The sequence below is a fragment of the Mesorhizobium sp. WSM4847 genome (genome assembly GCF_055811335.1).
In genome coordinates, this window is record NZ_JBVVPY010000001.1 from 453,567 (window position 1) to 473,279 (window position 19,713).

Sequence of the window (19,713 nt, forward strand, 5' to 3'; positions counted from 1 at the left end):
TCGCGCCGCCATGACGACGTGAGGAGAGTCTTAGTTGTTGCACCGTCATGACTGGGCAGAAACTGCTGAAGAGGCTGGATCCGGCGTTGGCCGGCCGGAGGTTCTTGTCGCAGACAATTTTCAAGATGAACGCGCCCGCGGTGCGGTAATTGGCACCTTGGCAGTCAAGGGAGGTGTCAGGCGAGGACGCGACATCGAACGTCAGATCGCGATCGATCACGGCGCACTTCGTTTCCAACCGCTCGTCAGGCCAGGCTGGGGCCGGCAAGGGATCTCCTATGGTCCCTTTCAGCGAGAGGCTGGTCTGGTGCTATTGGTCTCGATCACCAACGGCCACAACACATCGCAGGGATCGCCTTTGCCTGAAGACCTCGCCAGGCGAGTCTACCGTTGGCTGCGAGGACCCGGCATTGATCCATGGCCGGGCCGTTTGGTTTCCCTGATACATGCGCCACGAAAGAGGCTCACCCTTCGCCGTTTTTGGTGGTGGACGCTTAGCACCTCCAGAACCTACCGGGGATCGAACATCAACGAGAACCTGGCTGTCGGTTGGTTCCCCAGTGAGGCGCCGATTAATCCCGTGGAAGAGGGCTGCGGCTTTGTCGTGCATGCCGCCGAAGGCGAAAACGGCGAGCTGTGGGCTCGTGTAGGAAAGCAATGCCTGAGTGCGTTTCGGCGCCTAAAGAACGTTCATGTCTATTATGTCGTGGCGTTGCGAGAGCAGGGCGCTGTCTATTATGCGGCCGCCGACCAAAAAGCCCACGGTCTTGCCGCTTTTCCGATGATGCGTCCGATCGCGATCGATCCTTTCAACAAGGACGAAAAGCTGTTTGCGGGTGTTCATCAGTCGGCACTTGGCCAGATCGGGTTTCGGGTCGACACACGCGTCCAAGCGGTTCAAGTCGGGCGGATACCTGAATTTTCGACGCTGTTTGGCACCGCCCACGCTGCCGATGCACTCGTCGAAGGCTGGCCGGGGCAAATCGCTGCAATCGGGGGACGGTGGCATTTTTCGCAGGACGCTGGCGATAACCTATCCGTCGTCGATCCTGGTCGCCCTTCAGGATTGATCCACGGGCTACTGGCAATTGGCGCCGTCTCGGATGTGTGTGGTCTTGTCTGTCGGTTTCGGGACAACGACAATTTCTGGGTGCTGAAACTGTCGACGCTCGGATGGACCTTGGTGCGCAAGCAATCGGGCAAAGAGATTACGATCGCGACCGGTACGGAACACGCTTTGCGCGAATGTACTACCCATTCGGTCCAGATTCTTGACTGGAACGGTCAGGTGAGCTGCTTTCTGGACGGGTTTCGCCTTTTTGGAGCGTCTGTCGAGGCCGATTCAGTTGAGAACGCTACCGGAGTAGGTATATGGAAAAGCTTCGGCAGCGAGCCGCGCTGGCATAATTTCGAGGCTCATCCTTGCGAAGTTCCCATCCCATTGATGGCGCCTCTGGGGGCATCTTGGAACCAACTCGGAGCAACCCTGTCCTATGCCGACGGCTTTACCGGTACTGCCGGCGAACTGGATCGCCGCACGTCGGAGCTGGGCGGCGGGCAATGGGCTAGAACATTGGGCACCGGGGTCATTGAGGTCGACGGGCTGGGCAGCGCCCATGTGCGCGCGAGCGTAGACAGACCGAACCCGGGTCGAACATTCTATTCGCTGCCATGGGACCTACCGGGATTCGCCGACCTCGAGGCCACAATCAGGCCTCCTGGGGAGCGCCGAGGACAAGATCAGCGCAGCCGGGCAGGACTGCTCTTCTGGCAAGACAGCGACAACTACGTTTGTGTCACGACCTGGCTCGACGACGTCTATCAGGGTGCTTCGATTTCGGTGTTCATCAAGCGGCTCGGCTTTGAGGAACTTTATGACGCGGTCTGGACCAATGTGGCGGACAAGGTCGTTTGGGGAAAACCTTTTCGCATGCGCGTTGCATTCGACGGAAATCGGTTTGCAATCTTGATCGACGACGAACTGGTGATGCAGCGAAGCCTCACCGACATATACCCCGATGACGCCGCCCTTCAAATTTTGCGGGTCGGACTCGCCGTCAACTGGGAGTGGGGAGATGACACGGGCTCGGTGTTCACGTCGTTCAAGGCCCGGCGCTGAGCGAAAGAGCGGTTTTCCAAGCCGTGAACGGTGGATGACGAAAGCCTTATCGTACAGGTCCCGGGTCGACTGGGCAATTTTTCCCACGAATAGAGCTCCGCGACCCGCGCGGCTTCCTGGCGTCCCAGGTTCGCCGCCCGCCTGCATATCAAGAAAGGCCGATGATATGGGCTGCAAGCGCTTCCGAGTCATTGTTTTCAACCACAACGCCATCGCCAGTCGCTTCCACGATTTCGGTCATGCCGCTGACGCGAGTGGCTACGAGAGGAGTACCATTCGACAGCGCCTCGACAGGCTCATTCCGAAGGACTCGCTGAGAGATGGATTATCAGAAGCGTTGCTTCGGCATATCGCGCGGCCATTCTTCGTAGGGCAGGGTGCCAACGAAGCTCAGAGTGGGATCATCGCGCAGCGCGGCATAGTAGGGACCGGGGTATGCGCTACCGTTGTGGTAGAAGCGAGCGAGATCGCAGACTTCGCGGTCCGCACTCAGGTCAATCAGGAACTCACGAGAAAGCGTTGCCGATGGGGCCGACGATCTCGCGGCGGGACTTCAGGACAGGCCGCGATAACGGTCTGCCAAGCTTCAATCAGCGTGTGAATGCCTTTTCGGGCGACACACGGCCAACGAATAATACTTTTCCTGGTATTCGCGCTACGGCGACGTCCTGGTTCGCGGGGGCGCTCCATTCGGCAGGACTGCGAAAATTGTGCCCATTTCAGCAAAGCACGTGCGCCGCCGTCACGACATGTTCTGAGCACCGACGGTGAGATCGCTGGCGCGAGGGCTCGGTTCATCGCGTGGCGGTCAAGTTCTGCAAGCCAGTCACAATGCATGTGCAACACGATTGCTGCTTGCGGCGCCCCCTATCGAATGGCGGGCATGCGGAAAATTCTGGGTGTGGACCACGTCGGGCGATAGACGGCGTATTGTCCGAATGGCTTGGGCGAGAAAGTCGAATGCGTAGAGACTTTGTGCCACCAACGGCGACCGCGGCCAGGGGCGTGACCGTGTCAAAAGGCTGGCTCAGGATTACGACTTTCATCGAGCCCGCAGCCTATGGCGCTGGTCCATTTTTACGAGCGTCTCCAAATGCAGTTGGTCCAACGCGGCCGCGATGGCACCGGCGGATATCCAGATTGTGCAGTGATCACAACGCCTCAAGGAGGCAGAAAGCCGAATCAAGGTGCATGGGATCGATTTCCTCCCGCTGGATAATGGCGTCAGGTAGACCCCTCGTTTACCGGAGCAGCCAGAATATTGGGCACCACCATGGCGAGCGCCGCAATCCCGAACGCCTCGGGGCCAAGGTGCCGCGCCAGCACCACAAATACGCCGAACATAGCGATCTGTCGGCCCCAGGTCTCGACAGCGGCCCAAACAGCGCCAGTGACGACCTGTCGGCCGAAAACGTTCATTGAACCCCCTGCTGAGGCTCGTTCTGAAACAGAACCGTGTGTCTGGAGCGAAACTCATACGAATGGATCGATTCCGCCACGATCTGTTCTCCACTTACCTCGCCGCTGTCCAGTTTCGACACGTAAGCAGAAAGCCCCTGGCCGTCTGGCTCCCGTCCCAGCAATGTCCGATAGAGAAGGGTTACAAATTGCGCATTTCCAAGCCCAACTGGCTGATTGTCAGTCCTGAATTCGACCGAAAGCAACAGCTTCGTCAGTATCGGAAAGATAGATGGATCCTTCTTCATCGCGACGACCTCGCGCCACTGCTCGGCCGGAGACGGCATGCGACGCAAGATTAGGCAGTAAGCATATGCAATCTGGTTGGCATGGTTGAAGGCAGACTTGTCGAACGCATCAAGCGAACAGGGGTGAAATGCACCGGCATCGGCAATGGGGGGTACCGACGTCTGGGCCGCAGGCGGCAAGCTCTTCATCGAGACCGTCGGCGAACTCGAGCCTGCATTGCCGTTCGCAATGAGTTTCTTTACGGCATCATATGCCAGCTTTCGCCCGCTCGGCGCCCATAGCCGGTCGTCGCGCTTCTTCAGGCGGACGAGGCCCATGAAGGCCTCGTAGCTTGGCGCCCAGTACGTCTCGTCGAGCAGTTCGTAGATATGGGCAGCTTCCAATCCATATAGAGATTGATATCTGCGCAGGAGTGTCATGGTCTGGACGAGACCGTCCGCCTGCTGACTTTCTCCCGTCTGGCTGCCTCCAGGGTGGTTGAATTCGGTCAGCCAGATTGGACGACCGAGAGTGGCCAGAAACTTGAAAGCTTCCTCGGGGTCGCCCCCGTAATCGTGCCAGACCGATATGTCCCATCTGATGCCATCCTGCAGCATGCGGGTGAACGCTGCGCGGTGACCCCAGCCGGCCGTTCCCATTGCTTTTCTTATAGTCGCATCCACTGCGATGGTTGCATCCGACAGACCGCGCAGCACTGCGCTTACCTTCGCCCAGCGCGGACTGAAATAGTCGGACGTCTCGGTGCCGCCGGCAGGGCCCCAGGAGCAGTTGTATTGTATTCCGCTGTCCTGCATCTCGCAGGGCATCAAGATAGCGTAGTTCTCCATCTCGTTGCCAAGCTCCCAAACGCGGATGTCGTCCTTGAAGCGGGATACGAGTGTCGACGCGAGATGGTAGGCCTGCGCATAGAGGTCATCGACGGATTCATTGTCGAGGTCTAGTTCGGGCGTGATTACCGGTAGGATCTGGACTCCGCGCTCCTTGCCCGCCTTGACCAGTTCGGCAAGTTTGGTGGCGCTGTCGGCGCTGGAAATGTTGACGCGATACGACTTCATGCCGAGGTCGCGGACATAGTCGAGTTGCTGTTCGATCGATATCCCAGGATAGGCGTTGAAGGGATGGCCGTTCACCCCCCATAGCAGATCCGCTGCGCACGAAGCCGTCATGCCCAGCAGGCATGCCAGGGTTGTCCAAAGACGTCTGGTCGCGGCGACGGCCCGTCCAATGGAACCTGGTTGCGATGGATTGGTCGGCCGCGGCATCAGCGCGAACTTGCTTGTCTTGCGCCAGACATTTTCGGCATCACTCCATTCGCTGAACTCTGCCTGACATCCATCCGAGCACGACGATTGAGATCTGCCGCACTGCCCAACGCAGTCTATCAAAACCGCGCCACGCAGAACCTCACACATTTGGCGTAAACGCCCACGATTGGCCTCGCCATTCGGATGAGAGCTGCCGGGAAGCCTCTGAGGCAAACGACCGGGTACGTCACAAAGGCCAGGATGACCCTGCGGTCTTGGTCGTCCAAAGTCGTGGAACCGAGGCATGGCGCTGGTGATCAAAAACCCTGTGATGACACGACACTGGACAATCAACGGCCGTTTTCTCGCGCAGCCGACCACCGGAGTTCAGCGCTACGCACGCGAGATCGTTTCGGCGCTGGACGCCTTGATCGTGGCCCAGGCTGCCTTGACACGGGATTTGACGGTTGAGTTGCTGGTCCCGCCGGGGGCGCTTGAAAAATTGCCCCTGGCAGCGATCCGTGTCCGGACCGTCGGCAGTGTTGGGGGGCATTTATGGGAACAGGCTGCGCTTCCGGCCCATCTTCGCGGAGGGCTGCTTAGCCTCTGCAATACCGGCCCTGTGACGGTTCGTCGGCAGGTGCTGTGCATTCACGACGTCAATACACGGGTAGCCCCGCAGAGCTATTCATTTCCATTTCGGCTTCTCTACCGCACCTTGGTTCCTGCCTTGGGCCGGGCCGCGCATAAGATTACGACGGTGTCGAAATACTCTGCGGGTGAACTGGCGCGCTATGGCGTGTGCCCGGCGGCAAAGATCGAAATTGTAGGCAACGGGCATGAGCATGCGTTGCGATGGGCTCCTTGCCACTCGGAACAAACACTGGCAGTGGCCGGCCCTGGTACGATCGTCGTGCTTGGCAGTTCTATCCCGCACAAAAATGTCGGCTTGATCATCGGCATGCACGAGCGTCTTGCCGCGGCGGGGCTGCAGATTGTTGTTGTCGGCGCTTCAACGTCCCGCGTTTTCGCCAGCAGCGGCGACCAGAAATCGCCGAACGTCATTTGGCTGGGAAGAAGGTCGGACGCAGAACTCGGCGCGCTTCTGCGCGATTGCCTATGCCTCGCGTTCCCCTCCTTGGTCGAGGGTTTCGGGCTGCCGCCCCTCGAAGCTATGGCACTGGGATGTCCGGTGGTCATGTCGGACCGTGCCAGCCTCCCCGAAATCGGCGGCGATGCGGTCTTGTACGCATCACCTTGCGACGAGAATGCGTGGTTCGATTGTTTTATGCGCCTGGTCCACGAAGAAGGCCTCAGAACCAAATTGATCGCACGCGGTCGCGCCAGGGCGGCGCGATTTCAGTGGGCCGCGTCAGCTCAGCGCTATCTGGAGCTGATGGCCAGCGTGGATGGATTTCCAGAAGTGCCGCCACCACCGCCTGGGGTAGTCGAATGCAATCCGAATGAGCGACTTGCGGCGGCGGCTAGTATCAATTGAGGTATCTCGAGTCTAACGGCATCTGCCATTCAGGCGCATCATTCCCCTTCAGCCTGCCTGCGATGACAGGCTGGATTCCGGAGGCATGAGGCGATGGCGAAAAGAAGTGCGGGCATCCTGCCTTACCGCAGATCGACCAACGAACTGCAGGTGCTGCTTGTCCATCCGGGCGGGCCGTTCTGGCAAAGCCGCGATCTCGGCGCATGGTCGATCGCAAAGGGCGAGTATGGTGATGACGAACAGCCGGAAGCCGCGGCGCGTCGCGAATTTGAGGAGGAAACCGGCTGGGAGCTCTCGGGAGCACTGCTTCCGCTAGGGGAACTGCGCCAGCCCGGCGGCAAGCTTGTTACGGCCTTCGGCGCCGAAGGCGATTTCGATGCCGGCACCTTGCGCAGCAACATGTTCGAGATGCGATGGCCGCCGCGCAGCGGCCGCATGCAGACTTTTCCTGAGATCGATCGCGCAGGGTGGTTCGGCCTCGAAATGGCCCGGGAAAAGTTGCTTGTCGGCCAGCGGCCTTTTCTCGACCGGCTTGTGGTGTCTGTCTAAGGGTCGACCCAATTGCCCGACTGACGTCCTCAACTGGTCGTGTTGACATGCGCCATAATCAGAAGACGAATTCGACGGATGTCAGCGGCCAGCAGCCGCGGGTCCATTCGATTGGTACGCCGCTGCGGTCCTCGTTGACAGCATTGATGCGGAATACTGGCGTTCCGGGCGTCAGCCGCAGGATTTCCGCTTCATCGGGGGATGCAAAGCCGCCACTGATGCGCGTCTCGGCCCGCCGGTAGTTGTCGATGCCATGCGCGCGGAAAACATCGGTCACCGACTGACGCACATCGTATCTCTGCTCGAAGTCGGGGAAGAGATGCGCCGGAAAGAACTTGGTATTGACGTAAACTGGCTGCTTGTCCGACGTTCTGATCCGGCACAGCCGGATAATGGTGGTGTCAGGTGCGAGACGCAACCGTTCCACCACGGCCGCTTCGGCCGGTTCCCGGACGATCAGCAGCGTATTGGTGCCGATTTCCTGGCCGTGGGCTTCGAAATTGTCGAGAAAGCGCTGTCCGTCGCGAACAGTGAATGTCGAGGGCAGGTTTCGCACGAAGATACCGACGCCCTTGCGGGCGGTGAGGTGGCCCTCATGCTGTAACTGCTGCAGCGCCCGGCGAAGCGTAATGCGGGTGACCGCGAATTTCTCTGCCAGATGCGTTTCTCCGGGAAGCTGGCTGCCCGGCGCAAGACTGCCGCTCTCGATCAGATCGAAGATGTGATCGTAGATCTGCTGCCAGATCGGCGTATCGTTGCGTGGCCGAAAGACCAGCCCGTCAAAGGCCAGAAGGCGATTGCCATTGCGCTCGTGTGGTATTGAAATTTTCGTGTCCAAGTTCATGAAACCTTATCCACCGGCGACCGCTGTGCAGACCATCGGTCTGTGCGGGACAGCCCGGAGCTATAGACAATTTGTCCATGGACCATGGTGGCCACCACACGCGGATGCTCTGGATCGCCAGCATCGACCAGGATCAGATCCGCCCGGCGGCCGGCAACAAGCGAGCCGCGATCGTCGAGGCCGGCCACCCGGGCCGGGTTTGCCGAAACCAGATTCCAGATCGAGGGGAAGTCGCCGGCGTCTGGCGAAGACAGTCTGAAGGCCGCATGCAGAGGCGAAGGGTAGTGGTAATCGCTGGTCAGCACCGTGCAAAGTCCGGCTCTGACGGCCTCGGTGGCATTTAGCGCTCCATTATGGCTGCCGCCGCGCACGACGTTGGGCGCGCCGAGGATCACGTCCTCGCCCATTTGCCGCGCGGCCTTGGCTGTTTCGAGCGTTAGCGGAAATTCCGAGGCCTTTGCGCCGAGGGCGCGAAAATACATGCGTTCCTCGGGAGACGCTTCGTCATGGGCAAGAAGCACATTGCCATTGGCCCGCGCAGTTGCGGCCAGCTTCCCGATCGCGATCTCAACCTCGGCGCGGCGGGACCAAATCTGGCCGAGCAACGTCATGTATTGCTCGCGGCTCAAGCCAGACCGCTCCGCCATCTGACCGATCTTGCGGGCAATCGTGCCGTTCAGCACCGACCCCGTCGTGTGATCGTTGACGGCGATGATCGGCCGTGGCCAAAGCGAGAGCCATCGTACGACCTGCGCCATCTGATCAAGCGCGAAGGTCTCCCAGCGCAGATGCAGACGCGTATCGCAGCCAAGGCTATCGCGGAGATCGCAGACCGCGCCGATCAGCTGTTTGGCAGCGTCGAGCGACCGAAGTCCAGGCTCCCACGACACCGTGACGCCGTGAAAGGCCGTGGTTACGCCATTGGCGACAAGCTGGCGGTCCGTATCTTTCAGCGCCAGCGCGGTGTCGAAGCGGACACCGGGCCGCGGCATGATCTGGCGCTCGAAGCCGTCGCCGTGAATATCGACGATCCCCGGAAGCACGAGCAGACCATCGGCATCGATTGTGGAGGCATGGGCCGCTCGCAGCTCTGACAGGGCGCCGCCGGTGACGCTCAGGTCCGCGGTTTCAAGTCCCCGTTCGGTTAGGATGCGACCACCCTGGATGTGCCAGTTCACTGTATCCCTCAAAAAAGCAAAGGCTGCCGGTGGCGCCGGCGAAATGTCACGAGCACGTCATCTGCTGCGTATACGGATTAGCGGGTAACAGTTTCCTGTCTATACAGCAAAGGAAAAACGATGATCCGCAGCATCGCAACCGCACTCGCCCTGACGCTTGCCTCCGCCGTTCCAGTGTTTGCGGAGCCAGTGAAATTCGCGGTAACCGACATGGAGGGACTGGAGGCTCTTCAGCAGGAATTCGGTGCTTTCCAGACCGCTCTTGAGGAGGCGACCGGCCTGGATGTCGAGCTGTTTCCGGTCAGTTCGCGGACCACCGCCGTCGAGGCGATGAATTCCGGGCAGGTCGATCTTGTCCTGACCGGTCCTGCAGAATACGTCGTCATGAAGGAATTAAGCCAGCCGAAGATTGTTGTCGCCTGGCAGCGCCCCGACTATTTCGCTCAGATCGCCGTGCTGGCGAATGGACCGATCCGCTCGGTCGAAGACTTGAAGGGCAAGAAGGTCGCATTCGGCTCGGTCGGCTCGACCTCCCAGCACCTCGGCCCCGCGCAGGCGCTGGCCGATTTCAACCTGAAATATGCCACCGATTACGAACCAGTAATCATATCGCGCAACATCGCGGCTGAGGCTCTCATCCGCGGCGACATCGCCGCTATCGGCTTGAATTTCGGCTATCTCAACTCGGTCCGGGAAGCATTCCCCGGCGTTGCCTTCTCGGTCATCGCACGGGGCCGCGATCTGCCGAACGACATTCTTGTCGCCCGCAAGGACATTTCAGATGACGTGTTCGTCAAGATCCGCGATGCCTTTGCGAAGAATGGCAATGAGCTGATGAAAGCGATCCTGACCGGCGAGGACAATCAGAAATTCAAGGGCGGTTTCTTCCTGACTGATGTCAGGGACTCGGACTACGACTATGTCCGCTCGATGTACCGCACGATCGGAATCGAGACCCTCACCGACTTCGTAAACTGAGGCTCGCTCCTTTTCAGCGACAAGGCCGGCGGCTAACCGCCGGTCTGTTTCGCAGTTCGGTCTCGGCCAAGAGGTCACTATGACAGCCATCATTCGGGCGCACGATCTTGCGAAGAGCTATGCGAACGGAAAGGTCATTTTCTCCAGTATCGGCCTCACCATAGCATCGCGCGAACGGGTTGCCCTGATTGGCTCGAACGGTGCTGGAAAATCCACCCTGCTCAAATGCCTCATTGGTCTTCTACCGTCGAGCGGTGGCGAGGTCGTCACCCTCGGCGAGAGCTTCCGCTCGGCGCCGTCCGTCGCCCAGCTGCGGCGCATACGCAGGCAGATCGGATTTGTCTTCCAGCACCACGGACTGGTCAGCCGACAATCGGTTCTTACAAACGTTTTGCAGGGCAAGCTCGGGCTGCCCGGCGGCTGGCGCGGCTGGCACCATTCCATCGCAAAGCAACACTGGCGCGAGGAAGCAATGCAGGCCCTCGCCGAAGTGCGGCTTCTCGGCAAGGCGGGCGCCCGCGCCGACGCGCTTTCTGGAGGGCAGGCGCAGCGGGTGGCGATTGCCCGTGCGTTGATCCGGCGTCCGAAGCTTTTGATAGCAGACGAACCGGCGGCAAGTCTCGACCCGGCGGCTGGACATGATGTGATGCGCGTCTTCTCCGAGCTGACCCAGGAACAGGCGATCACTTTGGTCTACACCACGCACGACATGGAGCATGCTCTCGACTACTCCGACCGCTTGATAGCGCTCAAGGCGGGCAAGGTCTTCTTCGACCGACCGACGGCGCAGGTGACCCGCGCTGATCTGAAAGACGTCTTCGATGCATGACCGCCTTTCGCTGAGCCGGATTCCATCGATCTCGCCAGTCACTTTCAGCTTTGCCGTCGCTTTGGCCGCTCTCGTGATCGTTTCCGCCGGGCAGGTCGCACCTTCGCCGGAACAACTGGCAGGCGGGGTGCCCCGAATGGTCCGTCTCGTCGGCCGCATGATACCCCCAAATGTCGAGCCAGGGTTCCTCCTGAGGGTTTTCTGGCGCATGGTCGAAACGTTTCAGATAGCGCTCGTGGGGACAGCAATAGGTGTCGTCCTCAGCTTGCCGTTTGCCTGGCTCTCGGCCAAGGACATAACCCCGATCGGCCCGTTCCGGCATATCTCCAGGATGCTGGTCTCGTTGTTCAGGACTGTTCCAGATTTGGTCTGGGCACTACTTTTCGTGTCAGCCGTTGGTCTCGGGGCGGTTGCCGGCACCATGACCATCGTCGTCGATACGATCGGCTTTTGCGGACGCTTCTTCGCCGAGGCGATGGAGGATGCCGACGAAAGACCTCAGGAAGCGCTGTTTGCAATCGGCGCCGGACGATTCTCTGTTCTGTGCGGGGCAGTACTGCCTGACGCCATGCCGTCCCTGATAAACACCACGCTCTTCGCGCTTGAAAAGGCAGTGCGCTCGTCCGTTGTTCTCGGCCTCGTTGGAGCCGGTGGCATCGGACAGGAGCTGAAGGTCGCGTTCGATCTTTTCCAATACAGGAATGCCTCGACCATCATTCTCGTGATCTTCGCCATCGTGGTGTTGATGGAGTTCGTGACGGATCGCTTGCGCTCGAAGGTCCAGTAGTTGCAGGCTAGGCATGTGCGCCGCAAATCGACAGGACGCAGCGATGGCCGAAGACGGGGGGTCGATCACCTACGGCACGATGATAAGGAACAGATAGGCGACAAATACGACGAGATGAACGAGCCCCGTCAGCATCGTTGTTCGGCCCGTCCCAAAGCTCACGATGCTGATGGCAAGCGCGAGGAGGAGAAGCACGGTATCCCCCGGACCCAGACCAAGAGTCAGGCTTCGTCCGGTGAGCAGGCTCGCCGCACCGATCGCCGGGATTGTCAGGCCGATTGTGGCGCAGGCCGAGCCGAGGGCGACATTCAGCCCTCGCTGAAGCTCGTTATTGAGCGCTGCCCGAACCGCCGATACCGCCTCCGGCATAAGCACAAGCGCAGCGACGAAGAAGCCCACGATGGCGTCCGCCTGGGTAACTTGAAGAAACTTGAGCCCATTCTCGATGCTGCCGGCCACCTGCTCGGTCAGAAGAACGATCCCTGCCAGTCCGACAAATAAGAGGAGCACATTGGTGGTCACTTTCTCGCCCTCAGATACATGCTTGTCATGTTCCGCGCTGGACGTCAGGTCTTCGATAAAATCGCCCCGATGGCGCACCATCTGGGCAAAGACGAAGGCACCATAGAGGAGGATTGAAAGAACGCTCACGAAAGCGAGCTGCGAGGCGGAGAACGTACCGGGGCTTGTTGCAAGCGTGTAGTTTGGAAGGATCAGCGTAAGAACCGTCAGCGCCATAATGACGGCAAGCGAGGCGTTGGTGCCCTGTCGTTTGATGTCCTGATATCGATGCTTCAGCCCACCCAGGGTGAGGCAGACCCCGACGACGCCAGCGCATACGATCATGACCGTCGAAAACACGGATTCGCGTGCCAGCGTCGGGTTGTTCTCGCCGTGCAGCATCATCGAAACGATGACCGATGCTTCGATGGCCGTCACCGAAAATGTCAACAGCAGAGTGCCATATGGTTCACCGAGCCGCAGTGCGACGGATTCTGCATGATGCAAAACCACAAACACTGTCGCGAAGATGAAGATAGCGACGACGATCAACGCCAGGATTTTGATCGAGAGCGGCGAATGCTCGATCGACGCTGCGCCGAAATGAATGAGTGCGGCCAGGCCCAAGGAGCCGATTGGGAACAGATATTGGCCGATCGGTCGCCGATGAGCAGCCAAGACGGAATTCCCTTCATCGCCATCGACGGTCGCAGATCGGGTGTTGGAGAAATTGACCGAAGCCCACTGTGTCAACCTACTTGCGGCTGCCGGCTCGTTCAATGGTCGCGTGGCCGATCGACCTGGCTTAACCAGCTTGCCGAGCTCGATGCCGCATATCCGGATCACAATTAAGCCTTGAGTTTTTGCGCTTGGGGCAATAGCTAGGTGCTACCAGGCCGGGCCCCTCTGGCAGTCCATCAGGACTGCGATGTCGGACTGGAATTCCAATCCGGGTGGCCTGGCTTCGAGTTTTCTTCAGCTGTAGCGGCATTTCTCTTGTCATACGCGGTGTCCGCGTTGCTCTACGGTTATACTCGCAAGCCGCGTCACCCCTAGCTGAACGCAAGGGTGCCGTATGACAGATTTTTTCAGTCCCGAAGCAATGACCGCTCTCATGCAGGTCATCATGATCGACCTGGTGCTGGCCGGCGACAATGCCATCGTTATCGGCCTTGCCGCGGCCGGACTACCCAAAGAGCAGCGCAGAAACGCAATCGTCGTTGGCATAATCGCAGCGGCCGTTCTGCGCATCGGCTTTGCGGCCGCGACAACCCAGCTCCTGCAGATCGTCGGGCTGCTGTTCGCCGGCGGTCTTTTGCTGTTGTGGGTCTGCTGGAAGATGTGGCGCGAACTCCGGCAAAACCATGCGCAGGAAGCACAGGCGATCGAAGCGCTTTCGGAAAGCGACGTCGACTACGATGGCGTCGTAGCTGGCAAGGCTCCGCGCAAGACCCTGGCCCAGGCAACCTGGCAGATCATCATCGCCGACGTCTCCATGTCACTCGACAATGTTCTGGCGGTAGCCGGTGCTGCGCGCGAACATCCGAACGTGCTGATCTTCGGCCTTGTCCTCTCGGTAGCGCTGATGGGCATCGCTGCAAACCTCATTGCCAATCTGCTTCAGAAGCACCGTTGGATCGCCTATGTCGGCCTGGTGGTCATCCTCTACGTCGCTGGCGACATGATCTATCGCGGTGCGCTTGAACTTCTGCCTCATGTCGGGGGCGCTTGAGACACAGAAAAAGGGCCGGGACGACCTTCGTTCCGGCCGATTTCTGCTTATCGCTCCGCTACGATTTAGAGCGCACTCACCCGATCCGGCAGTGAAAAGAATCCTCGTGCTCAGATCCGTGTGAATCGTGGCTTGGCCCCACGCAAACGACCAAATCGGAAGGCATCTGACACGGCCGAGCGGATCATGAGCATCTCGCCTATGGTTTCGTGTGTCATGAGCCCGACCAGCCGGTCGGAACTGTCGACGACGGCTACAGCAGGCACATCTGCCTGCTGCATCAGCCGCAGGCTTTCCTCGAGACTTTTGCGGTAATGTATTTTCGGGATATCGTGCCGCATTGCGCTCGCGACCGGTGCGGCGGGTCCCCTTTCCTTCAATGTCCGGATCATGTCGTTGCGTGTCACCAATCCTTCAAGATGGCCTGCGGAGTCGACGACAGGGAATTCGTGCTGCGTGGTCGCGAGCAGCATCTCGATTGCCTGGTCGAGCGTCGCCGACCGTTCCAGCCGGGCGAACTCGGTGATCATCACATCCGCGACAAGGACGCTTGTGGCTACCTCCCGGATCTGTGCGTTTTGCGCTTCCGCTGCCGCGGCGAGATAGACGAAGATGCCGATGAAGATCAGCAGCGGATTGTAGAACAGCCCAACAAAACCGAAGACGAAGGCCAATCCTTGCCCGATCGTGGCTGCGATCTGGGTTGCGCGCGACCACGAGAGGCGGGCGGCGAGTGCGGCGCGCAGGATACGGCCACCATCCATCGGGAAGGCTGGGATCATATTGAAGATGACTAGGAAGACGTTGACCCCGGCAAGCCTGGCGAGAAAACTCATACGCGGATCCTCGATCCCGGCCATCTGTTCGACGCCCGCCGACCCGCCGAGCAGGACGAAGATCAGCGCGGCGATCGCGACATTGACCAGCGGCCCCGCGACCGCGATCACGAACTCCTGCCCCGGCTCTTCGGGCATGCGTTCGAGCCTGGCGACGCCGCCGATCGGGAAAAGGGTAATGTCCGGCGTGTTGATGCCGAAATACCGCGCAGCGGCGATGTGGCCGAACTCATGCAGGACCACGCAGGCAAAAACCGCAATGATGAAGGCAACGCCTTGCCAGGCCGCTGGCGTGCCGCCGATCTGATAGTGCGTCAGCCAGATCCAGACGAGCAGAAGCAGGAAGGTAAAGTGAACGCGCACGGTGGTGCCGGCGATCGTCCCGAGGTTCAGCGACCAACCCAAATCCGTCCACTCCGAGAGGCCCGACCTTCGCAAGAGGCCCCACCTTGGCAACAGGCCCCACCTTCGCAACAGGGTTTGGCAGGACGCCTGCAATCGTTCGAGAACATCAGGTGCTCAAGCTCATCGTCTGCGACTAAGGGCTGCCCGGCCGCGAGATGCCCGCCTCGGTGTCGCGCGGTCCCGTCGCAAGAACAGCTTATCACGACACGACATCCGGGTGAACGTCTCGGCGCGTGATCTGACGCGTCCGCGCCTGCACGATGATTTCGCCCCGCCGCGCTTTTTCGGCGCTGAGGGACACGGTGCTTCGGATCGTTGTCATGGATGCTCCTGAACCTTTGCCGAAAAACATCGCAAATGCAGAAGGCTCCGGCGGGGCGCCGGCGTTAACCGACGCACCGCGAAACAAGTGATGTTGACCTAGCACCGACATGTCGCGGCGTCAGTCAGTGAGCAGTCTGCGAATGCTCGCCGCCCGGCTTCGAGATGTCGATTAAAGCTTCTCCCGCTTCTGCCGCTTCGCCATTCGTCGCGAGATCGCCAAGCGAGATGATGCCGACGAGCCTCTTGTCGCGGTTCAGAACCGGGAGCCGACGTACCTGCAGGTCGCCCATGTTTTCAAGCACATGCTCGACGTCTTCGTCATCGAAGCAATATTTGACCTCCGGGCTCATGACATCACGCACCTTAGTGTCAGGTCCCTTGCCCAATCCTACGCCGCGGATCGCGATATCTCGATCGGTGATCATCCCGACCAGCCGGTCGTGGTCGCCCACGGGCATCACTCCGGCGTCAAGCCTGCCCATCATCTCAGCCACTTCGCGGATCGACTGTTCGGGGTTAGCGACCTGTACATTCCTCGTCATGCAGTTGCCGACCTTCATGGCAATCTCCCTTAACTTGCGAAGCCCCGCCGCCGGTTCCGGTGTCAATCTAGGAAACGAACTCTTCGGCGGTAACGTTCCCTTGAATCTGAATGCCCCGCGGGAGGTTTTTCATCTGTCGCCGGCCCCCCCGAATGTCGCGGCTCCAATGAGCCTCACGCGGTTGGAACCCTGACGGGCGATACGACGTTCCAGGAGATCGGCAGCCAACGGAGAAGTCGAATGCAGCCCTTAGCCGTAAATTCCACCAGCCGTCCCGGCGCGCTGACGATTACCCCGTTCAATGGAACCGTGACGGTCAGGTTCTCCGACGCGATCATTGCCTCGACAGAGCGGGCAAAAGTGCTCCATGAAGAGGGGCAAGATCCGGCCTTCTATATCCCGTTCGAGGATATCTATTTCGACCTTCTGGAGAAGACCAACACCACAACCCACTCCCCGCTGAAGGGCACGGCCAGTTACTGGCGGGTCCACGCGGTCGGCGGAGCGGCCGACGACTTCATGTGGGCCTACGAGACGCCCGACACGCCGGCATTGGCCATCGCCCGCCATGGCGCCTTCGATCCCAGCAAGGCGCGGATCGATGCCGATCCTGCCGAGGACAAGCGACATACGCCTCACATCCCCGAATAGAGCCTCGCATGAAGGTCGCACATCGGCCGATCACGCCACGGGCGACAATCCTTTAGTCATTCGGAGAATTCTTCGTCGAGGATCCGCAGTCCGTCTTCATATTTCGATGTCGACGCGCCAATCTGCTGCGCCTGCCATAAATTGTCGGTAAGATCGGCGCGCTTGACCGGCAGCGCCAATGGGTTGGCTGCTGCTCTGCGCACGAAAGCGAGGTCGTCCTCGTCCGGCCTGCGTGTCATCGCATCGACGGCCGATACGATGGATGTTCCGAAACCTGCCGCCTCGAGCCGCTCGCGATCCCAATCGTCGCTTTTCTCAACAACGTCGTGGAGGTAGGCAACGGCCTTCTGGTCGAGCGTTTCGACGGCATCAACGACCCGGCGGCAATGCTCGATGTAGGGCCGTCCGGTCTTGTCCGTCTGCCCCGCATGAGCTTGTTCGGCGATTTTTGCCGCGCGGTAAAGGAAGCTCACTGCCTCGATCCTTGCTGGCCTGTGTGATGCTGCAACCGGCCTTGTTCCGGTCCACAACATGCCTCACCGAACGCGCGACGATTGCCTGAAGTTCCACAGAATGGGCAAGGCTCCGGCACCGAAACATCTCCAGCGCCGCGAGGGCAGCCTTACAGCTTGCTGCCGCCCTGGTCGCGGGACGCTCCATCGACAATGCCGGAATTGGGCAGAATTCCAAAATCCTGCGACTTGGCACCTTGTGCCGCTGTCAAAAATCCGTCCGCGTGGAGACCGCGCCGCAGCAACTCCCTCACGGCCGCAGACCGGCTTGGCATGCGCCTTTCGAAGCGCCAGTTTTCCAAAGCAGCCAATTCCTCCGACGTTAGCATGATCTGCAGTCGTTCGGGTCTTTCCAGCTCGGCCATTTCTGCCCTCCAGCCGCTCAAAGTTAGTATTTGTCTAAGAAGTAGGAAAAGCCTCGCCAGCCGTCAAGACCGGCTCATTGGCCATCGGCGTGAAAGGCTCACAGTTACCGTCAAGCGTCGATCGTGTAGCCTGAGCGGTATGCTAACTTGTTGATTTTGTGTGTTGTTTGATGGATTACGCTTGTCATTCGAGCTGCTATGGCACATGCTGATCTTGAGGGACAAACCGCTCCTGAAAGGAAGGGTTTTCCATGAGAGACGGTTATTCGGGCCATTTGTGTCACGACGTTAACCTGCAAGTTTGGACCGCCGCCCGGTGCAAGGGGATAGTCAATGTCACTGCGGTGGCCGAGGCTGTGCGGCTGCGAAACCTCGCAGAAAACGTTGCGCTTGAAGACGTCGAATGCTTGGTGTTGCAAGCCGCCCAGTTCTACGGGGCGGCCATGGAATTCGACAGCCTGACCGTGTTTGAACCAGGTAACGTCGATCGGCACTCGCTTGGCTGCGATGCCCTGCCTGGAAGAGGCGACGTCGATGTTCTGGAGGACAGGGCTGTTTCGCCTTATTTTCGCCCGCCGGACCAAACGCAATAGGTCTGGCCGAACACAGTCGGTCGCGGGGAAGGGCTCAGCTTCACGTCACGAGCGCGGCGAAATTCCTTCAATCGGCCGCGATTTCGGCCAGTGATGTCTGGACGAAATGCAGCGGCGCCTCGAGCGTCCAGGTGATGCCTCGGGCGTGGAACTCCAGCCGCCCGCTGCCGCTGAGAGCCTGCGGCGCCACTCGCTCGAGCACGACCAGTCCGAAACCGCGCCCTCTGACAGCGTCCAGGATTGGCCCGTCCAACTCACGCCAGACCAGTCGAAAGGTCTCAGCGCCGTCGCCCGCAGGGACCACGTGCCAATCGATCTCGACGCGTCCGCCGTTGCACGACAGCGCTCCATGTTTTGCCGAATTGGTGGCGAGCTCGTGAAAGGCTATGCCGAGATACTGGACGGCGTTCGGCTGCAGTACCACCATTGGCCCGGCCATCGACACGCGGGACTGCGCTGCGAAGGCCTTGAGCTGTGCCTGGATGAGCTCGCCGACCGTCGCGCCGCGCCATTCGGCATTGACCAGGAGATCATGGGATTCCGAAAGCGACATGATGCGCTCTCGAACTTGCCCGAGGAAAGCCTCAGGTGTGCTCGTCAGCTTGCTTGTCTCGCGGATCATCGAGATGATGACCGAATACTGGTTCTTCACCCGATGGTTGACCTCGCGCATGAGCAGTTGGATGCGCCGTTCGTTCTCCTTGTGGGAACTGATGTCGCGCGCGATCTTGGAGGCGCCGACGACCCGCCCGATCCCGTCGCGGATCGGTGAGACGGTGAGCGAGACCGAAACGAGCGTGCCGTCCTTGCGCAGGCGCATCGTCTCATAGGAGGGGACGCGTTCGCCGGCGCGGATGCGGCTGATGATCGAGACTTCCTCGTCGAGACGGTCAGGCGGAATGAGCATCGTCACCGGCCGGCCGATCGCCTCGGCAGGCGTGTAGCCGAACAGGCGTTCTGCAGCATCGTTCCAGCTGGTGATGATGCCATTCATGTCCTTCGAGACGATGGCGTCCATCGACGACTCGACAATGGCGGCAAGACGCATGCGGGCTTCATCGCCCAGCGTCTGCGTGCGCAGGTCGAGCAGCGTGTTGATGGCACCGACTACATTGCCCGCTTCGTCGCGAAGCAGGCGTGGGTGAGCCCTGAATGGGACCAGTGCGCCATCCGGCCGCTCCGCAATCGCCTGGTCCCAGGAGACATCCCGCCCTTCGCGCAGCGCCACGGCCATCGGACACTCGCCATGCGCCATATCCCGACCGTCCAGATGACGAAGCTTCCACGAGCCGCACCATAGGTCCCGACCGATAACAGGACGATGGCCCCAGAGCTCAGCTGCGGCTTCGTTGAAGAAGGTGATGTGTCCCTGCCTGTCGACGGTGTAGATGGCGACCGGCAGTGCCTGCATCAGATCGGCAGTGGGAATGCCCGGAACTCCGAGGCCGACATCGGCTTGTTCAACGAAGTTCACTTATGGCGCCATTCTCGTGGATTTCTGAGCGGCTATAATGCCCTT

At 60.0% G+C, this 19,713-nt stretch carries 21 protein-coding genes; 9 read left to right on the forward strand and 12 right to left on the reverse strand.

Annotated features, from left to right (window positions below):
• The first annotated feature begins 34 nt into the window (after window positions 1-34).
• Window positions 35-2,119, forward strand: a complete 2,085-nt coding sequence (locus AC0L28_RS02105; protein WP_287227172.1) for an oxidoreductase — start codon at window positions 35-37, stop codon at window positions 2,117-2,119.
• A gap of 148 nt (window positions 2,120-2,267) precedes the next feature.
• Here AC0L28_RS02105 and AC0L28_RS02110 read toward each other — a convergent pair whose 3' ends face one another.
• From AC0L28_RS02110 to AC0L28_RS02120, 3 genes are all read right to left on the reverse strand, one after another.
• A complete protein-coding gene (locus AC0L28_RS02110) occupies window positions 2,268-2,441 on the reverse strand; it encodes a glycosyltransferase (RefSeq protein WP_419697012.1) in 174 nt (57 codons plus the stop codon).
• A 902-nt stretch (window positions 2,442-3,343) separates the two neighbouring features.
• Window positions 3,344-3,538 carry a hypothetical protein gene (locus tag AC0L28_RS02115; protein WP_287374569.1) on the reverse strand — a complete coding sequence of 65 codons (195 nt, stop codon included), beginning with the start codon at window positions 3,536-3,538 and terminating at the stop codon, window positions 3,344-3,346.
• Window positions 3,535-4,992 (reverse strand): DUF4214 domain-containing protein, encoded by a 1,458-nt coding sequence (locus AC0L28_RS02120; RefSeq protein ID WP_473475400.1) that lies wholly within the window; start codon window positions 4,990-4,992, stop codon window positions 3,535-3,537. Before AC0L28_RS02120 ends, AC0L28_RS02115 begins: the two co-directional genes overlap by 4 nt.
• A 409-nt stretch (window positions 4,993-5,401) precedes the next feature.
• Here AC0L28_RS02120 and AC0L28_RS02125 point away from each other — a divergent pair, with 409 nt between their 5' ends.
• The gene (locus tag AC0L28_RS02125) at window positions 5,402-6,568 is read left to right on the forward strand and encodes a glycosyltransferase family 4 protein (protein ID WP_473475402.1); all 1,167 of its coding nucleotides are present in this window, start codon (window positions 5,402-5,404) and stop codon (window positions 6,566-6,568) included.
• A 93-nt stretch (window positions 6,569-6,661) separates the two neighbouring features.
• The gene (locus AC0L28_RS02130) at window positions 6,662-7,117 is read left to right on the forward strand and encodes an NUDIX hydrolase (protein WP_023799568.1); all 456 of its coding nucleotides are present in this window, start codon (window positions 6,662-6,664) and stop codon (window positions 7,115-7,117) included.
• A 58-nt stretch (window positions 7,118-7,175) separates the two neighbouring features.
• On the opposite strand, the gene phnF is transcribed toward AC0L28_RS02130, so the two are convergent.
• Window positions 7,176-7,961 carry a phosphonate metabolism transcriptional regulator PhnF gene (phnF, locus tag AC0L28_RS02135; protein ID WP_023799567.1) on the reverse strand — a complete coding sequence of 262 codons (786 nt, stop codon included), beginning with the start codon at window positions 7,959-7,961 and terminating at the stop codon, window positions 7,176-7,178.
• The gene (locus AC0L28_RS02140; RefSeq protein ID WP_287227135.1) at window positions 7,958-9,139 is read right to left on the reverse strand and encodes an alpha-D-ribose 1-methylphosphonate 5-triphosphate diphosphatase; all 1,182 of its coding nucleotides are present in this window, start codon (window positions 9,137-9,139) and stop codon (window positions 7,958-7,960) included. The genes phnF and AC0L28_RS02140 overlap by 4 nt, the downstream gene beginning before the upstream one ends.
• Before the next feature lie 120 nt (window positions 9,140-9,259).
• Between AC0L28_RS02140 and AC0L28_RS02145 the strand changes: the two genes are divergently transcribed.
• The 3 genes from AC0L28_RS02145 to phnE all read left to right on the forward strand — a co-directional run bounded on the left by AC0L28_RS02145 (window position 9,260) and on the right by phnE (window position 11,733).
• The gene (locus AC0L28_RS02145) at window positions 9,260-10,117 is read left to right on the forward strand and encodes a PhnD/SsuA/transferrin family substrate-binding protein (protein ID WP_128172168.1); all 858 of its coding nucleotides are present in this window, start codon (window positions 9,260-9,262) and stop codon (window positions 10,115-10,117) included.
• 79 nt (window positions 10,118-10,196) lie between these two features.
• Window positions 10,197-10,946, forward strand: a complete 750-nt coding sequence (locus AC0L28_RS02150; RefSeq protein ID WP_023799564.1) for a phosphonate ABC transporter ATP-binding protein — start codon at window positions 10,197-10,199, stop codon at window positions 10,944-10,946.
• Window positions 10,939-11,733, forward strand: a complete 795-nt coding sequence (gene phnE / locus AC0L28_RS02155; RefSeq protein WP_287227132.1) for a phosphonate ABC transporter, permease protein PhnE — start codon at window positions 10,939-10,941, stop codon at window positions 11,731-11,733. The genes AC0L28_RS02150 and phnE overlap by 8 nt, the downstream gene beginning before the upstream one ends.
• Window positions 11,734-11,802: 69 nt before the next feature.
• On the opposite strand, the gene AC0L28_RS02160 is transcribed toward phnE, so the two are convergent.
• Complete coding sequence (locus AC0L28_RS02160) at window positions 11,803-13,014, reverse strand: calcium:cation antiporter (protein WP_473475252.1); 1,212 nt, start codon at window positions 13,012-13,014, stop codon at window positions 11,803-11,805.
• A 295-nt stretch (window positions 13,015-13,309) separates the two neighbouring features.
• Here AC0L28_RS02160 and AC0L28_RS02165 point away from each other — a divergent pair, with 295 nt between their 5' ends.
• Window positions 13,310-13,966 carry a TerC family protein gene (locus tag AC0L28_RS02165; protein ID WP_023799561.1) on the forward strand — a complete coding sequence of 219 codons (657 nt, stop codon included), beginning with the start codon at window positions 13,310-13,312 and terminating at the stop codon, window positions 13,964-13,966.
• A gap of 110 nt (window positions 13,967-14,076) precedes the next feature.
• Here AC0L28_RS02165 and AC0L28_RS02170 read toward each other — a convergent pair whose 3' ends face one another.
• The 3 genes from AC0L28_RS02170 to AC0L28_RS02180 all read right to left on the reverse strand — a co-directional run bounded on the left by AC0L28_RS02170 (window position 14,077) and on the right by AC0L28_RS02180 (window position 16,091).
• On the reverse strand, window positions 14,077-15,207 hold the full coding sequence (locus AC0L28_RS02170) for a site-2 protease family protein (RefSeq protein ID WP_473475254.1): 1,131 nt from the start codon (window positions 15,205-15,207) through the stop codon (window positions 14,077-14,079).
• Between the two features lie 199 nt (window positions 15,208-15,406).
• On the reverse strand, window positions 15,407-15,529 hold the full coding sequence (locus AC0L28_RS02175) for a hypothetical protein (RefSeq protein ID WP_473475256.1): 123 nt from the start codon (window positions 15,527-15,529) through the stop codon (window positions 15,407-15,409).
• Between the two features lie 124 nt (window positions 15,530-15,653).
• On the reverse strand, window positions 15,654-16,091 hold the full coding sequence (locus AC0L28_RS02180) for a CBS domain-containing protein (RefSeq protein WP_473475258.1): 438 nt from the start codon (window positions 16,089-16,091) through the stop codon (window positions 15,654-15,656).
• A 222-nt stretch (window positions 16,092-16,313) separates the two neighbouring features.
• On the opposite strand from AC0L28_RS02180, the gene AC0L28_RS02185 reads away from it, so the two are divergent.
• The gene (locus AC0L28_RS02185; protein ID WP_473475260.1) at window positions 16,314-16,724 is read left to right on the forward strand and encodes a DUF427 domain-containing protein; all 411 of its coding nucleotides are present in this window, start codon (window positions 16,314-16,316) and stop codon (window positions 16,722-16,724) included.
• A gap of 56 nt (window positions 16,725-16,780) precedes the next feature.
• Here AC0L28_RS02185 and AC0L28_RS02190 read toward each other — a convergent pair whose 3' ends face one another.
• Window positions 16,781-17,197, reverse strand: a complete 417-nt coding sequence (locus AC0L28_RS02190) for an HD domain-containing protein (RefSeq protein ID WP_027153568.1) — start codon at window positions 17,195-17,197, stop codon at window positions 16,781-16,783.
• A gap of 149 nt (window positions 17,198-17,346) precedes the next feature.
• Window positions 17,347-17,601, reverse strand: a complete 255-nt coding sequence (locus AC0L28_RS02195) for a hypothetical protein (RefSeq protein WP_027153567.1) — start codon at window positions 17,599-17,601, stop codon at window positions 17,347-17,349.
• Window positions 17,602-17,852: 251 nt separating this feature from the next.
• On the opposite strand from AC0L28_RS02195, the gene AC0L28_RS02200 reads away from it, so the two are divergent.
• Entirely contained in the window at window positions 17,853-18,194 is a 342-nt protein-coding gene (locus tag AC0L28_RS02200; RefSeq protein WP_473475262.1) for a hypothetical protein, read from the forward strand.
• A gap of 67 nt (window positions 18,195-18,261) precedes the next feature.
• Here AC0L28_RS02200 and AC0L28_RS02205 read toward each other — a convergent pair whose 3' ends face one another.
• On the reverse strand, window positions 18,262-19,668 hold the full coding sequence (locus AC0L28_RS02205; protein WP_473475264.1) for a PAS domain S-box protein: 1,407 nt from the start codon (window positions 19,666-19,668) through the stop codon (window positions 18,262-18,264).
• Window positions 19,669-19,713 lie beyond the last annotated feature (45 nt).

Coding starts and splice junctions, on each gene's coding strand:
- AC0L28_RS02115 (WP_287374569.1), bottom strand. CDS start 3,538: ATGAACGTTTTCGGCCGACAGGTCGTCACTGGCGCTGTTTGGGCCGCT.
- AC0L28_RS02120 (WP_473475400.1), bottom strand. CDS start 4,992: ATGACGGCTTCGTGCGCAGCGGATCTGCTATGGGGGGTGAACGGCCAT.
- AC0L28_RS02125 (WP_473475402.1), top strand. CDS start 5,402: ATGACACGACACTGGACAATCAACGGCCGTTTTCTCGCGCAGCCGACC.
- AC0L28_RS02130 (WP_023799568.1), top strand. CDS start 6,662: ATGGCGAAAAGAAGTGCGGGCATCCTGCCTTACCGCAGATCGACCAAC.
- phnF (WP_023799567.1), bottom strand. CDS start 7,961: ATGAACTTGGACACGAAAATTTCAATACCACACGAGCGCAATGGCAAT.
- AC0L28_RS02145 (WP_128172168.1), top strand. CDS start 9,260: ATGATCCGCAGCATCGCAACCGCACTCGCCCTGACGCTTGCCTCCGCC.
- AC0L28_RS02150 (WP_023799564.1), top strand. CDS start 10,197: ATGACAGCCATCATTCGGGCGCACGATCTTGCGAAGAGCTATGCGAAC.
- phnE (WP_287227132.1), top strand. CDS start 10,939: ATGCATGACCGCCTTTCGCTGAGCCGGATTCCATCGATCTCGCCAGTC.
- AC0L28_RS02165 (WP_023799561.1), top strand. CDS start 13,310: ATGACAGATTTTTTCAGTCCCGAAGCAATGACCGCTCTCATGCAGGTC.
- AC0L28_RS02175 (WP_473475256.1), bottom strand. CDS start 15,529: ATGACAACGATCCGAAGCACCGTGTCCCTCAGCGCCGAAAAAGCGCGG.
- AC0L28_RS02180 (WP_473475258.1), bottom strand. CDS start 16,091: ATGAAGGTCGGCAACTGCATGACGAGGAATGTACAGGTCGCTAACCCC.
- AC0L28_RS02185 (WP_473475260.1), top strand. CDS start 16,314: ATGCAGCCCTTAGCCGTAAATTCCACCAGCCGTCCCGGCGCGCTGACG.
- AC0L28_RS02195 (WP_027153567.1), bottom strand. CDS start 17,601: ATGGCCGAGCTGGAAAGACCCGAACGACTGCAGATCATGCTAACGTCG.
- AC0L28_RS02200 (WP_473475262.1), top strand. CDS start 17,853: ATGAGAGACGGTTATTCGGGCCATTTGTGTCACGACGTTAACCTGCAA.